This is a genomic window from Psychrobacter sp. CX21 (assembly GCF_057396255.1).
This window is the reverse complement of the sequence record NZ_JBXYJG010000013.1, coordinates 1-15,970: the sequence shown is the minus strand read 5'-3', so window position 1 is coordinate 15,970 and position 15,970 is coordinate 1. Positions and strand designations below refer to the sequence as shown.

Here is a 15,970-nt window from a genome sequence, read left to right as displayed (position 1 = left end):
CCAGCAAGGCAAACCTCATGACCATCCGCCAAATGACCCTAAACGACTACGATGCCGTCTACAACCTATGGATTAACACGCCAAACATGGGGCTTAATGATATAGATGATTCACGGCAAGGTATTGAGCGTATGCTAAAGCGCAACCCAACTCTAAGCTATGTTGCAGAGAGTGATGATGAAAATGAAAACAAACAAATTGTTGGGGTGATTATCGCAGGCGAGGACGGTAGGCGTGGTTATTTCTATCATACCGCAGTACATTTAGACTATCGTCATCAAGGCATCGGACAACGGTTGGTAAAACAGGTATTGGATGAGATGAAACAGCTACACATCTCTAAAGTCGGCTTATATATCTTTAAGCGCAACGATATTGATAATGGGTTTTGGGATAAGTTAGGGTTCAGTGTTAGAGAAGATATCCATCATCGCAATAAAGCGTTGATAGCGCTTAAGCGTATCGATACTTAAACCTCATCAATTTTAATCATAAAACCATAAATAGTGACACTTAAATAACTGCTTCTAAGTAGGTTTTAATAAGTAATGTTTGTCCTAATCTCAACTCTTGACGTAGGCGGTGGCTTTAGCCCAGCTAAAGAATAAATTTTATGACCGATGCTGGGCTTGAAGCCCCAACCTACCGCACTACCCACCAAATCATGAGCTATCTAATAACTAAGCGTCGCCGTATATAAAGTTTCTAGCAAATTAAAACCTTGCTCCAAGAGCGGTTTAGCCTTGACCGAAGCGGATATACTGGTCTGCCCACTATACTGCGGTGCTAGGCTGGGAGCGGTATCGAGATAACAGGAACGTTACCAGCCACTAGTCACCGCATTAGTGGGCAGGGCAGATAGTAGCGCAGGGCGAGATTGGCTATTTATTAGTATGTTATTTTAATGATTATATTCATAAAGTCGCGTGCTGGGTGGTCTATAATGGGCAATAGAAAATGTTTATTTCGAGTTTAGGAGCAAGCAGTGCAATACAATTTTGACGAAGTGATTGACCGCAGTAACACCGGCTCAATCAAGTGGCATTATGACGATGACACCATTCCATTGTGGGTAGCGGATATGGATTTTAAGACGGCTCAGCCTATTTTGGATAGTATTCAAAAGGTGGTCGATCACGGCATATTGGGGTATACCAAACAAACGGAGGCGCTGTATGAGGCCATCATAAACTGGCACAGCAGTCGTTATGGGTTGTCGCTCACTCAAGATGAGATTTTGTTTTCACCTGGGGTGGTGCCGAGTATTGCGCTGATGCTAAATATGTTTACCGAAGTGGGCGATGCAGTACTCATCAATGATCCTATATATGCGCCTTTTGTAACCAAAACTAAGCTGAACGGTTGTCAGGCAGTTATGTCGGCGCTGGTAGAAGATCAGGGCAAATACACCTTTGATTTGACAGATATGGAAGCCAAAATCAAACAACATAAGGTGAAGGTGTTTTTGTTGTGTAATCCCCAAAACCCTGGCGGGCGGGTATGGACGGCAGAGGAGTTGACTGATGTTTTTGAAATCTGTAAAAAATATCATGTTGCTATTGTGAGTGATGAGATTCATCAAGATTTGACCTTAACAGGACATACGTTTACGCCCTTTTTAAATATCGCCAAAGGCTATGAGCATATGACCGTAAGTTTAACCTCAATGACCAAAACTTTTAATATCGCTGGTATTAAAGGCTCACTTATCTTTGCTAAAGATAAGGCGCTGATAAAACAGATTCATAATCATCAAAAGCTCAATGATGAATTTGAGTTAAATTTATTTGCTTATACTGTGATGCAAAGCGCTTATGAGCACGGGGGTGAGTGGCTGGAGCAAGTACTTGCGTATATTGAGAAAAATATAGAGTTAACTATTGATTATCTCGCGGCTCATTTGCCGGATATCAAGGTAATGCGTCCTGAAGCGTCGTATTTGATTTGGTTAGATTGTGCGGCGTATGGTGATGATGACAAAGCGTTATATAACCAACTAAGAGACGCCAAGGTAGATCTCAACTCAGGTATACAATATGGACAAGAAGGGCATTTAAAACTGCGTATTAACGTGGCATGTCCAGAGTCTATATTGCGTGAGGGGCTGGCTCGTTTAAAGCAAGCATTGGGCGATGCTTAGTAGACAGTGGTTAAAGCGAAAAAAAGAGGCTGGATTAATTAATCCAGCCTCTTTGCTATTTATTTTGATTAGATAACTTATGTATGGTCATCATCAAGCTTTTTAGCATGCAGCTTATCAAGCTCTTCTGCCGCTTCGGCCTCTTCATCACGAATCATATCCCCCCACTCTTCTTGTAGTGCTAACACAGAACCTTCTGGCGCATCGGAGGTTTCACCAATCTCCCATGGCGCAGTGTCTGCAAGCTCCTCAATATGAATGGTTTTGAGGTTATAATCAGGCTGATAATACAAGTCGTAACGAGCCGCTTTTATCACAGACAGCATCATCATACATAAAATGATAATCAGCGGTGCACCTGCGAATATAGAAGCCGTTTGCAGGGTTGATAAATCGCCTAAGAACATCAAAATAGCAGGCAATAGACACAGGGTGAATGCCCAAAATAGACGGTTCCAGCGGTGCGGCTCATCGTCCACTTCTACTTGTACCACCGACGCTAGAATGTATGAAATTGAGTCGAACGTGGTAGCGGTAAAGATTATCGCTAAGAAAGTAAACACAGCAACCACCGCATAGGACATAGGTAAGCTGTTCAAAATCGCAAAAATTGCCGCTGTTGCTGTCTCATTGTTTAGAATACCTACGACGTCAACTTCGCCATTCATCTGTAAATACAGACCATAATTACCAAGAATAATCATGAAAATAGCGCAGCCTAATGATCCGTAGAACATAGAGCCAACAACCATATTGCGAATGGTACGACCACGAGAGATTTTGGCAATAAATAGACCAATCGTGGGCGCAAATACTAGCCACCATGCCCAGTAGAATACCGTCCAGTCTTGCGGGAAGGTGGTGTGCTCAAAGCCTAATTCTGGATAGTCTTTGAAGGGCTCGATATAAGTCATCATACGCGGCATTTCGGTTAATGAACGACCAATTGCCTCAAGCCCTGTATTTAAAATAAATACTGTCGGACCGACAATCAAAATAAATGCCAGTAAGACAACGGCTAAATAAAAGTTAATGTTAGAGAGTTTTTGAATACCGCCTTTAAGCCCTTGATAAGCACTATAGGCAAAGATCAAGGTGGTGACTAATAACACCACCAATTGCATGGTAATATTACGAGGTAGACCAAAGAGGTTGTATAAACCTTCGTTAATAAGCGGAGAGGCTAGACCTAGCGTAGTCGCGCCGCCGCCTACCATACCAAATACAAACAATACATCGAGCATCTTAGCCCAATTACTATTGGCTATTTTTTCTCCCAATAATGGCATTAACGTTTGGCTAACCTTTAACACAGGGGTTTGGCGCACATAATAAAAATAAGCAATGGCTACCGCAGGCACTAAATAAATGGCCCAAGCCACGGGTCCCCAGTGAAAAATACCGTAAGTGGTCGCCCAGCGAATGGCATCAGGTGAGCCTGGCTCTAGATGAAAAGGTGGACCTTGGTAATAATATGCCCACTCAATCAAACCCCAATACAAAATACTGGCACCTATACCCCCACAAAATAGCATCGCCGCCCACGAGCTATCAGCAAATTCGGGCGTGTCTTCAGGACGGCCTAGTTTAATCTTACCAATGTCTGAAAATATAATATAAACAACAAACATGGAAGCGATCACACCAAAGGCCAAGTAAGCCACACCAAAGTTGGTGGTAACAAAGGTACGGGCAATGTTTACCCATTCTTTACCTTGTTCTGGATAGAAGATCAGCGGAATACAGATGGCAATAAGTATGAAAAGCACCATGCCGAAGGTGAATTTATCAATACTGGTATCAGGCTCATGATCAGGACGACGTTGACTCATATCCATACCAACGCTAAATGTCCCTAAATGCGGAGGTTTGTGATGTCTTGCATTGGTTCTTATGTAGTCTGGCAAGTATTCTTGTGAGGCAGCTTTAGTATCCGCTCTTGTATCAGCATTTGGTTTAGATGGGAGACGATTGTTGTCACCGCTAGAGGTGGTCATCATTCCGCTCCTGATTTGTTAGTGGATTGGTTAGCAATTGTGAGTTTTTAATAAAACTTAATGCTGCGACGTATATTAACATAACCAAACCCTAATGGTGCAAATGGTATCAAGAGCCACAGTCATGCTGCTCATAAATGGCAAAATGCACTTATTTAGACAATGTATTTATTTAGACAATGTACTTATATGGAAAATGCACTTATTTAGAACGTCGTCGTCTGATAAATGACATGAGGTAAAACAATAAAGTGGTGATGACACTTAGGATTAAGATATAAGACATATCGTGACCGAGATTGATGAATCTATTAAGTAGATAGTTGATAATGGTGACGGTGATAAAAAAGATAACTAAACTAGCAATTTTCATGGTCAAACCTTGGGTTCACATTGTGTTTTAAACAACAGCCTATCTCAAAATAGCCCAAATCAGCAACTGTTAAATCAGTCATTGATATATCAGTGACTGTTATATCGACCCCCATTATATTGACTACTATAATAAGAATTAGAGTGCGTCAGCTACTTTGCTGGGTAGCCGGTGATGTCTTGAATACTTTGATATAAGGGCTGCAACCGATTATACATTTTAAGATAGACTTCATGATATAAGCGTTTGTATAGCTCAACGTTATCCGCAATGGGTATAAATTCATCACCCAAATGCGTCATGGCGTCACAGGCAGTGGTGTAGTCAGGATAGATGCCTAAACCCACAGCGCAGTTGATGGCAGCACCTAAGCCTGAGGCCTCAAAAGTATGGGGACGATATGCTGACATACCAAATATATCAGCGGTGAGCTGCATGGCTGCATCGCTTTGGGAGCCGCCGCCTGACACACGCAGATGCTTGATGGGCTTGCGTGTGCGTTTTTCTATCGTATCAAAGCCAAGCTTGAGCTCATAAGCTAAGCCCTCCAGTATAGCGCGGTACACATGGGCGCGGGTATGCACATCGCCAAAGCCAATCAGCGCCCCTTTGCCTTCTATACCCGGATGACGAACGCCGGGCGACCAATAGGGCTGTAACATAAGCCCCATACATCCTGCTGGAATATCTTGCACGGCTTGATCTAATAAATGCTCGGTATCAATGCCTTGCGTCTTAGCAAGCTGGCTTTCGTAATGCGCAAACTGCTCTTTAAACCAGCTCACCATCCAAAAACCGCGATATATCATGTATTCATGATTGTAGTGATTCGGCACTGCCGCTGTGTACGATGGCATATGCTTTAGCACTTCGACATAGTTAGATGAGGTGGTGTTGATGGTGGCGGTGGTGCCAAAGCTCAAGCACGCTGTGTTTTCATCAAGCCCTGCTGAGCCTAGTGCTTCACAAGCTTTGTCGCTTGCTGCGGCAATCATAGGCGTACCCTCAATAATGCCTGTGGCGTTGGTCGCGCTCGCTGTGATGTGCCCCATAAGCTGCCCTGGTTCTACTAGGTCTGGCATCTGTTTAAGCCGGCAACTAAACAGCCGCCATTTGATATTGCTTGGCTTCATCCATTTTTGAGCTTTGTAATCATAGGGCAAATAACCAAGGGCATGCCCTGTAGAATCCATAAGTTTGCCCGTTAGCTGATAGGTGAGATAAGCAGACAAATTTACATAATGCGCAGTTTTAGCCCATATCTCAGGCTCATGATGAGATAGCCAGTTGCAGCGTGCCTTTTGCTGTGCGTCTTTTACCAATTGCCCCATGCCAACGAGCTTGGTAAGCGGGTCTAGCATACCAATATCATTGGCTTTACCATGGCGCATGTCCATCCATACAATAGCAGGTCGTAGTGGCTGTTTGTTGTCATCAAGACATATCATCGTATAGCGCTGAGTAGCAAGGCTAACGCCTGCAATTTGTTCAGGGCGAATGCCACTGGTTTGCCAAAGCTGCTGGCAGGCCTCGCTAAGCGTTTTCCAGTAATACTCTGCATGTTGTTCGGCATAGCCTGGCTGCGTCGAAAAATAAGGGTCGAGGGGAATACGGGCTTTGGCAATCTCGGTACCAAATTGATCAAAAATAAGCGCTCGCACGCTTTGCGTCCCATTGTCGATGGCTAAAAAATAAATTGGGGTAGGGTGCTTGCTCATATTGAAATACCGCTCAGTCCATTGAGTGATTAAAACTACGATTATTTTCAAAACCTTCAAATACTTAAACGCTTTTTAATCCTTTAGCGTTTTAAAAATCTTCAAGGGTTTTGAATTCTACATAAGCGATCATTAACATCGTGCCGCTAAAAAACCTAAACAATGAAAGCCTAAAAACAAATAGCTAGAAACAAATAGCTAGAAATAAAAGCTAAGAAAAGAAAATCTAAAATAAAGGTAAAGTGTTTGAAAAGGTCATAGTTTTAGTCTTGATTTAGGTTTTAGTTTTAATTAGAAGGTAGATGATAGTAGCGCTGCCATAACTGTTGATAGCGTGTTAACTCTTGCTGCCACATCTTATCATTCCAGCCAAGCTCTTGCTGGCAAATGGTTTTTAAAGTATCGACCACTTTAGGGATGATACCCCCGTTTGACAACACCAGTCCTAAACGCGTTCGGCGCAGTAACAAGTCATCTAAATGTATCACTTGCTCATAGCGTGCAGCATATCTAACCTCAGCCCAAAGCGTATTGGTATCAAAAATATTTGTATCAAAGGTATTGGTATCAATTATGGGCACAAGCTCTTTGCTATCTGCCATGTGCAATAACGTGTCTACTTGAAGCCCATAAAAGCCTTGCAAACGGCGTTGTAAATCTGGCGACAGCGTCGCAAACTTAGGATCAGTGGGAGTAGGATTGGTAAAAATAGCATCATCAATACTGGTATTGTCTATCGGCAATACCTGCTCACATATCTTGAGGACATCAAGGGCGATAAGCCGAAACGTGGTTAATTTGCCGCCGCTCACTGTCACTAGATTGTTGTCTAGCCACACACTGTGGTCGCGTTTTTCTTTACTGGGATCAACACGTTTGCCATTGCCACTGTCTGAGATGAGTGGCCGCACGCCTGCCCACGTGCTAATGACATCTTCGCGGCTTAGCTTGGCATGGTCAAACAATCCATTCATCGCTAATAGTAAATAATCCACTTCTTCATTGGTGATGCCCACCTCTTGTTCGTCCAGTGGGGGATGGTCTAAGTCGGTGGTGCCGATCACAGTACGTTTCTCCCACGGATATACAAACAGCGCTCTTTTATCAACAGGGTGTAATAAGGTGTAGGCTTGTTTGATCGGAAGGCGGTCTTGACTGACGACCAAATGACTGCCACGAGAAGGGCGAATTTGACTTTGTATGTTGGTATCGTCAGTGGCCTCAAGACGCAAATCGTCCGCCCATGCGCCAGTTGCACTGACCACAACTTTGGCATAGACATCATAAGTATCTGTACGTCCTGCTGCATCATCAGGATGCCTGGCCGTATCGACTAAGGTAGCGCCCACCACATGGCCTTGATTATTTTTTAGTAACGCGTCTGCTTTTAAATAGTTGATGGCATGGGCTCCATCATTAATGGCTTCATCTAGCACGCGCATTACCAATCGGGAATCATCTGTCACCGCATCACTAAACTGACTAGCGCCCAAAAGTTTGTCCTCTTTAATACCAGGATTTAGGGGTAAAAAGGCATTCTTTTTAAAATAGGTAAAGTAGCGTTTGCCTGCCAGCTTGTCGTAGACCCGCAGCAACGTATTAAACATCCACGGTGGCGGAAATTTGCCTTTATAGTGCGGCATCACATAGTGCATTTCATTGACCAAACCGTCTGCCTCTTTGAGCATTCGCTCACGCTCGCGCACACTATGTAGGGTAGTTTTATAATCGCCTGAGGCAATATAGCGCAGTCCGCCATGTACCATTTTACTGGAGCGACTTGACGTACCCCAAGCAAAGTCTTTTTGTTCAACCACTATGACATCCAAACCACGCTTAGCCGCCTCGCGAGCAATGCCTGCACCCGTAATACCGCCACCAATTATCAATAAATCCCAAGGTTCAGAGCGGTTAAGTGGCGCTAGAGATTGCTGACGGTGCTGGGTATGAGTCATAACTGTCTCTTTATAACGCTTAAAAATGATTACGGGGAATAGGGCATAATCTTCTATCTTAAACCCAATCCCAACTCTTGACGTAGGCTGAACATTTAGCCCATCAACCCTCATAAAATTTGTTCTTTAGCTGGGCCAAAAGCACCGGCCTACAGCAAATGCTAATAGGTTAAGAGTAGGAAATCTTAATGAATTCTTAATTTAGAAGTTTTTTACTCAAGTAGCTTTTAATAAAGGTGCTTATTAATTAAGGTGCTTTTAATTAAGGTGCTTTTTAATTAATAAGGCGCCTGGGTTCATACGCTCGTCTGGATCTAAGCTGCAAATCATGTCGCGAGTCACTTGTAAGCCAAGCTCCCCTTTTTCTGCTTTTAGATACGGCGCATGGTCACGGCCCACACCATGTTGATGTGAAATAGTGGCTTTGCCATTTGCGACGCTACTGCTTGCGGCATGTTTGATCTTTTGCCACCGTTTTAAGGTTGTGGCATGATCTTTAGCCGCTCTAAAAAAGTAGGTGGTATAAAGACTCGCACCTTGTTTATAAACATGCGAGACATGGGTAAAAGCCATGACCTGTTCGCCCTCATCTATCAACGAGTCTCGAACGCCCGCCTCCATTTGCGCCATTTGCGTATCAATATCTGTCCAATTAATAGACGTTTCAAAGGTATCTACCATGATGCCTTTTTGCCACAACGTGCCGCGCAAATAAGGAAATTTAAAACGGCCATGTGCCCAGATTGAGCCCATAACATCTGTCAGCTTACCACTCACGCCATTATATTGTTTAAGCAGCTGTTTAAATTGGCTGAGAGCTAACTTGTTTTGTGCTTTGTTTCCGCTAACCCCATAGGTTAACATCACTTTATTCGAGTCAAGACCACGGGTTTTAAGGTAAGTACTTAAGGCTAGAAATTGGCTACGGGTGGTGCCTAAATGTAGATGCGCGTCCGTCTCTTTAGCATTACTTAAACGCAGCATAGATAAGGCAATGTTTTTTTGCACGGCATGTCTTAATACGGCTTGGCCCGCATCCCAACTGGGAAAAAACACCACTTTAAAGACCTCTTCCTCAGGCTGCGGCTGCACTCGCATTTTTACCTCAGTAAATATACCCACTCGCCCCTCAGTGCCCATCATCATCTCACGCAAGTCGGGACCTGCCGAAGATGCGGGAATATCTGGTATCTCAAGGGTACCTTGCGGCGTCACTAGCGTACCACCGGCAAACATTTGCTCAATACGGCCATACCCTAAAGACTGCTGCCCACTTGAACGCGCCGCAATCCAGCCGCCGAGTGTCGACAGCTCCCACGATTGGGGATAATGACCCAAACGGTAGCCATGCGTGTCCAACTGTGCCTCTACCGTAGGACCTTGAGCGCCAGCACCGAAGGTTGCTATTTGACTCTCAGTATCTAACTTAATGAGTCTATCCATCAAATGCATGGCAATGGTCAGCACAGGGCGGGCGTCTTTTGGTGGGTTGATGTGTCCTGCCACCGAAGTCCCGCCACCAAATGGAATCACAATAAGATCATGCTCACTGGCAAGCATTAATAACCTTTCAACCTCTTGGGTAGAGGTAGGTAGGGCAACACCATCAGGAAATTGACCAAAATCACCACTGTGCATGGCTATCCAATCAGGAAAGCTTTGCCCGCGCGCATGGCGTACACGCGTCTCTTTATCTATTGTGACTATATCTAATTCTTTTACTGCATTTGGCAGGCGTGTGTCGGGTACATGGCTGATGACTTTGTTTAGGGTTACCGAGGACAGTTTTTTGGTTTTACCAATATGGGATTTGATGAGCTTAGCCCCATGCGGTGAGACTTTTTTAGTGATATTAACGTTGCCCCACCCATTCCAGCGTGTCTCTTGCATGAGCGTGTTACCATTTTTAGCATTTGCTAAAAAATCATCAGCGTCTACAGAATTATCGTCGGGGTTGGTTTTGGCCGTATTACCAAATAAAGATGCAAATTTGCTCATGCGATATAACCTGTCCATTTGTTATAAGTAGATCGTTAATAGGTGAATTTGATGACGCCATAATTGGTTAAGCCACGCATATAAACTTGCTAGGACCAAATCAAAACCATATTAAAGCTGATACAGTATCAATTTTTAGATTAGGTATAAATTGCAACTGTCAATTTATATTACTGATAGTTTTTAATATAAGCAATATAAATAACTATTTTTTAGCAGTGATGTGTTGATCAATACTTATAGTTGCGAAACTGTAATCCACCACTGTCCTAAATAGATATTAAATAGAAAAAAAACGGACAATTAATAGGCATTGTTTCAAATACAGCACCCACATTTCGGTCTAATCTTGTTAAAATAGGAGTTAAATTATGACAAGCGACGCACCACTGTTTCATACCCATATCTAGCACCTTATTTTTCAGTAGCTTATTTTTCAAAACCCTTTTTTCGTCAACCTATATGCATTACCCTATACCCATTTAATAAACCCACTTCTTAACTTGACTCTAAACTTGGACGACATCATGAGCAATTCATTGAGCAACGATGCACCCACCATCAAACAAGACCGAATTTTAATCATAGATTACGGCTCACAGTACAGTCAGCTTATCGCCCGCCGCGTACGTGAAGCTGGTGTGTTTTGCGAAATGTACCCTTACGACATCGATGCAGACCGCATCAAAGACTTTGATGCAAAGGGGATAATCTTATCTGGCGGACCCGAAAGTGTACACGGTGACGACGCACCACAGATTAACCAAACCGTGTTTGACTTACAGGTGCCAATACTCGGTATTTGCTACGGTATGCAAGCGATGGCAGACCACTTTGGTGGTGAGGTGCAACCGAGCGCCAAGCAAGAATTTGGTGCAGCAACCATTGAGGTGACGGGTAAAAGTCAATTGCTTGATGGACTAGACGACGACATCCATAGCGGTGAACACGTACAGCATTTGGATGTATGGATGAGTCATGGTGATAAAGTCACCCGTGCACCAGATGGCTTTAATGTGGTCGCAAATACCCCCAGTTGCCCAGTGGCGGTAATGGCGAACGAAGATAAGCATTATTATGGCATTCAGTTTCACCCCGAGGTGACTCACACCTTGCAAGGGCAAGAAATACTATCGCGCTTCGTGCACAACATTAGTGGCTGTGCTGGCGACTGGACGCCCGATAACATCATCGACATGCGAGTAGCACAGCTCAAAGAAGAAATTGGCGATAAGCAAGTTTTACTAGGACTATCAGGCGGCGTCGACAGCTCCGTCGTGGCGGCGCTATTGCACAAAGCCATTGGCGATCAGCTTACCTGTGTGTTCGTGGATAACGGCTTACTGCGTCTGCACGAGGGCGACCAAGTCATGCAAGTGTTTAGTGAGAACATGGGCGTCAAGGTTATCCGTGTCGATGCCGAAGACCGTTTCCTAAATGCCTTGGCAGGTGAGGCAGACCCTGAAGCCAAACGTAAAATTATCGGTAAAACCTTTATTGACGTATTCGCTGATGCTGCCCGTGATGTCAGCCAAAGTAGCGACGGCAAACCGATTGAATATTTGGCGCAAGGCACCATTTATCCCGATGTGATTGAATCTGCAAAATCACACCAAGGCAAAGCGCATGTGATTAAAAGCCATCATAATGTAGGCGGCTTGCCCGACGATTTAGCGTTTAAACTCATTGAGCCACTACGCGATTTATTTAAAGACGAAGTGCGTAAACTCGGTTTAACCCTCGGCCTACCAGCGAAGATGATTAACCGTCATCCGTTCCCTGGACCTGGTCTTGGTGTGCGTATTTTGGGTGAAGTCAAAAAAGAGTATGCCGACATTCTACGCGAAGCTGATGCCATCTTTATGCAAGAGCTTGAGCGTTCGGGTTGGTATGCAAAAACGGCGCAGGCGTTTGCGGTATTCACCCCTGTAAAATCGGTTGGTGTGGTCGGTGATGGTCGCCGTTATGCATGGGTGATTGCGCTGCGTGCTGTTGAAACGGTGGATTTCATGACTGCCCGCTTTGCTCATCTGCCGTACGAACTCATCGAGACGGTCAGCAACCGCATCATGAATGAAATCGCTGATGTCTCCCGAGTCACCTATGACGTATCGAGTAAACCGCCTGCGACGATTGAGTGGGAATAGCTTAGCAAACCAAATAGACGCCTATTACAGCGTCACACTCGCTTAATGCACTTGATGTGCAATCTGCGCTCGTATTGCTTGTACTAGACGTCTATTTGATTCCCTAAAACATTTGTATGAAAAGCATCCGCAAGGGTGCTTTTTTTGTAGCTAATCCCGCTTTCCACTGCTATCTGCTTATTTATCCGAGGCAGAGGCTAAGCTTTGGGGTGTCGCTTACTTCGTGCGCCTGAGGAGGGATAAAGTGAAGCACTGCTTCACCCCGACGCAAGAGAAAATCTACGATTTTCTGAAAAAAACAAGCCTCTGCAATTCGTCTCAATAAGCAGGATATCCGTTGCAATCGGGGCTAAACCGCTTTTGGATTTTGGATTGGGAGTGTTTAACTGATTTAGCTACAGATTTAAAGATCAAATATTTGACTACAGAATTGGAGTTGATTTTACAATTTTTAAAAACTACATCTTGATGTCTAAAAACTACGCTTGAATGACAAAATTAGGACCATCCTGAAATCACTCTATCTTCAATACAATAGCCACCGCTGGTATTAAATTAAGCGTAACCCACAAAAAAAGGAAATACCAAAGACGTTGCCATTCTCTAAATCTAAATAAGATTTCCAGCTAAAACTTAACTCTAAGGCTTAACCAAAATCTTACCCACCTTTTCAGACTGCACTTCATTTGAAATCGCCTTTTAAAACCAGTCTATTAAATAGATTTAGTGACGAAGTAAGTAAAAAGTAGTAGTGCCGACAAAGCAAAGTTGGCAAGAGCGCTTGTTCGCAAGGGTTTAAATCTTGGACTCTGTTTATTAAATGATATTTGATACAACCGAATCAAATCTTAGATTAACACACCAAGTGCAACGCTACATAATATTAAAGAACACCTGATTAGGCGTTTTAAATCCTAAGCGTTTCCTTGGTCTATTATTAAGTCTATCCTCAATAGCCTGCATCTGCTCATCAGAGACCGCAGTAAAATCAGAACCCTTAGGCAAATACTCTCTGATAAGACCATTGGTATTCTCGTTTGTACCTCGTTGCCAAGACGCGTAGGCATCAGCGAAGAAGAAACTGCTATACAAGCCTTTTGTAACATCCTTATGGTGAGCAAACTCTTTACCATTATCAGAGGTAATAGTTTTTACCTGTATTTTAACGGGGGTGAGTAACCCTATCATAGCGTCTGATACATCACTTGCAGTCCGTCTTAGCACACGTTTCATTTTAAGCAGTCCTGTCTTACGTTCAACTAGCGTGACAACAGCTTGCTTATGACGCTTACCAACAATGGTATCGGCCTCCCAGTCACCAATACGTGAACGCTCATCTACACAACAAGGACGATCATGTATGGATATCTTATCGTTGATACGCCCTCGTGTTTCGGTAGTTAGTCGTTTGCGATAGCACTTAGCCTTACGTCTGAGACTCTGATACAGTCTGCCTCCTTGCTCCTTGTCCTGCCGTATGTAACGGTAGATACTTGTATGACTAATTTGTCCATGTACGCCTGCTATTTGTTCAGGACTCCAGCCTTCTTTAAGCTTTGTGGTAACCCAGTTCCATAGAGTGCTCATGATGCTATAAGCATTGTTAGCTCGTCTTATGAGTGCGCGTATATGAGCGTGGTTGGCTCGATAACCTCGCAAACTTTTATTGCGCCTAAGCTCTCGTGATATGGTGCTTGGACTTCTGTTTAGTTGGTCAGCTATAAATTTGTTGCTGTGTTTTGCTGACTTTAGGGCATTTATCTGGTATCGTTCACTTAGGCTTAGTTGTGTATAGCTCATGGTTACAATCTCACTTTGGTCGGTGGATATTAACTTTGATGCTAGCGCATCTAGGTCTTTTTTTCACCTGTCATTTGATATTGCACTTCATGTGTTAATCTAAGAATATATAAACCCTGTAAGAAAGACGATAAAGAAAGGATATAAAGTGACGGTAGAAGTGAACTCACTGCTCCTGAAGTCTTTTATCATGATAAAAAGTAACTGCAAACTACAATAAAGCATCGCTATGATGATTATAAACTTTAACCAAAATATCGCTTTACTCTGTTTGTAATCAGCTCGAATTCTATCAAACAGCTTCATTTTCTAATTACCTCTATGCGCTAATTAATGAGTTTAATTCTACATTAAAGCTTACTTTAACGCGCATGCTGTATAGACTACGCTTTATTGCAAATCTTCCTTCAAACTCTACTAAGGTTAGAAATAAGGTGATTCTTCTGATGTATCTATCATTACTTATGAACCAACAAGTAATCCGCAAGTTAAAAAAGTAGCGCCATAGACGTCGCCACGCTCTGAATAAAACTAAAATTTAAATAAAACTAAACCCTAAGGCTTAACTAAAATCTTACCCACCTTGTCAAACTGCACCTAATCCGAGATTCTCTTTCGAATCTAATAAAGTACACAAACATTGGGTAATCCTCCCAAAAAATAATAACACCTAAAAGTAGAAACTAACTGCTAAAATACTAGCAGGAGATTTCGACATGAAAAAATCAAGATTTACCGACACACAGATTGTTAACATACTCAAACAAGCAGAACAAGGCGTACCCGTCAGTGACATATTACGTGAACACAATATAAGTCAGAGCACCTTCTATAAATGGAGGAGCAAATACGGTGGTATGGATGCCTCACTCATTACCCGTCTTAAAGAATTAGAAGCTGAGAACGCTCGCTTAAAGAAGATGTACGCTGAAGAGCGTCTAAAATCAGACATCTTACAGGATGCCATGTCAAAAAAGTGGTAGCGCCGTCTAGGCGCAAAGAGCTTGCTGAGCATTACATCAAAGCCAGAGCCATTAGCGTACGCTTGGCCTGTCTGATCTTTAACATCAGCATAACCTGCTATTACTATCAGCCAAAGACAGCGGATGATAATGAGCAAATAGCCAAGCTGTTGATTAATCTGACAAACGACCATAAAAACTGGGGCTTTAAGCTATGCTTTCTATACTTAAGAAATGTACTCAGACTACCTTACAACCATAAGCGTGTTTATCGTATCTACCGTGAGCTTGAATTAAACTTAAGAATAAAGCCTAAACGCCGTATTAAGCGAGACAAACCACAAAAGCTTGCTGTACCAACTCATATCAATCAAAGCTGGAGCATGGACTTTATGCACGATGCTTTAACCGATGGTAGAGCCATTAGACTCTTTAACGTCATTGATGACTTTAATCGTGAAGCATTAACCATAGAGGTCGACTTCTCACTACCAGCTCAAAGAGTCATACGCAGTTTAAATCAGCTAATAGAATGCCGTGGCAAACCTGATCAAATCAGGTGTGATAATGGCCCTGAATATATCAGCAATGATTTAAAAGACTGGGCAACTGAGCAAGGTATTGTTATCGAATACATTGAGCCTGGCAATCCTCAGCAAAATGCTTATGTAGAGCGCTTTAATAAAACAGTTCGTTATGATTGGCTTAATCAGGAGTTGTTTAATAGTTTAGAGCAAGTGAGACAGCAGGCTGAGGCTTGGCTCAATCACTATAATAACGAGAGACCCAATATGGGTAATGGTGGCTTTACGCCGATTCAGAAACTTAATATGGCAGCTTAGTTCTACTTATTTAGTGTTTTAAATATGGGGGTATTTCC

General features: G+C 43.1%; 9 protein-coding genes. 4 read left to right on the top strand and 5 right to left on the bottom strand.

Going from position 1 to position 15,970, the window contains the following annotated elements; translation table 11 throughout:
* Nucleotides 1-17: 17 nt before the first annotated feature.
* Together AC2SLP_RS08430 and AC2SLP_RS08425 are read left to right on the top strand one after the other, a co-directional pair.
* Nucleotides 18-473 carry a GNAT family N-acetyltransferase gene (locus tag AC2SLP_RS08430; RefSeq protein ID WP_486536230.1) on the top strand — a complete coding sequence of 152 codons (456 nt, stop codon included), beginning with the start codon at nt 18-20 and terminating at the stop codon, nt 471-473.
* A gap of 512 nt (nt 474-985) precedes the next feature.
* Complete coding sequence (locus AC2SLP_RS08425; protein ID WP_486536229.1) at nt 986-2,140, top strand: MalY/PatB family protein; 1,155 nt, start codon at nt 986-988, stop codon at nt 2,138-2,140.
* Between the two features lie 77 nt (nt 2,141-2,217).
* On the opposite strand, the gene AC2SLP_RS08420 is transcribed toward AC2SLP_RS08425, so the two are convergent.
* From AC2SLP_RS08420 to AC2SLP_RS08405, 4 genes are all read right to left on the bottom strand, one after another.
* Nucleotides 2,218-4,140, bottom strand: a complete 1,923-nt coding sequence (locus tag AC2SLP_RS08420) for a BCCT family transporter (protein ID WP_486536228.1) — start codon at nt 4,138-4,140, stop codon at nt 2,218-2,220.
* Between the two features lie 522 nt (nt 4,141-4,662).
* The gene (locus AC2SLP_RS08415) at nt 4,663-6,228 is read right to left on the bottom strand and encodes an FGGY-family carbohydrate kinase (protein ID WP_486536227.1); all 1,566 of its coding nucleotides are present in this window, start codon (nt 6,226-6,228) and stop codon (nt 4,663-4,665) included.
* Nucleotides 6,229-6,515: 287 nt separating this feature from the next.
* Nucleotides 6,516-8,183 (bottom strand): glycerol-3-phosphate dehydrogenase/oxidase, encoded by a 1,668-nt coding sequence (locus AC2SLP_RS08410; protein WP_486536226.1) that lies wholly within the window; start codon nt 8,181-8,183, stop codon nt 6,516-6,518.
* A gap of 258 nt (nt 8,184-8,441) precedes the next feature.
* Complete coding sequence (locus AC2SLP_RS08405; RefSeq protein ID WP_486536225.1) at nt 8,442-10,181, bottom strand: FAD-binding oxidoreductase; 1,740 nt, start codon at nt 10,179-10,181, stop codon at nt 8,442-8,444.
* Between the two features lie 527 nt (nt 10,182-10,708).
* On the opposite strand from AC2SLP_RS08405, the gene guaA reads away from it, so the two are divergent.
* Nucleotides 10,709-12,328: a glutamine-hydrolyzing GMP synthase gene (gene guaA / locus AC2SLP_RS08400; protein ID WP_486536224.1), complete on the top strand. Its 1,620-nt coding sequence runs from the start codon at nt 10,709-10,711 to the stop codon at nt 12,326-12,328.
* A gap of 873 nt (nt 12,329-13,201) precedes the next feature.
* On the opposite strand, the gene AC2SLP_RS08395 is transcribed toward guaA, so the two are convergent.
* Complete coding sequence (locus AC2SLP_RS08395; protein WP_486536223.1) at nt 13,202-14,128, bottom strand: IS30 family transposase; 927 nt, start codon at nt 14,126-14,128, stop codon at nt 13,202-13,204.
* Nucleotides 14,129-14,844: 716 nt separating this feature from the next.
* Here AC2SLP_RS08395 and AC2SLP_RS08390 point away from each other — a divergent pair.
* Nucleotides 14,845-15,932 (top strand): IS3 family transposase gene (locus AC2SLP_RS08390; protein ID WP_486535860.1). Its coding sequence is split into 2 segments (ribosomal slippage): nt 14,845-15,097 and nt 15,097-15,932, totalling 1,089 coding nucleotides; the frame shifts between segments, so codons are not numbered across the junction.
* Nucleotides 15,933-15,970: the final 38 nt, after the last annotated feature.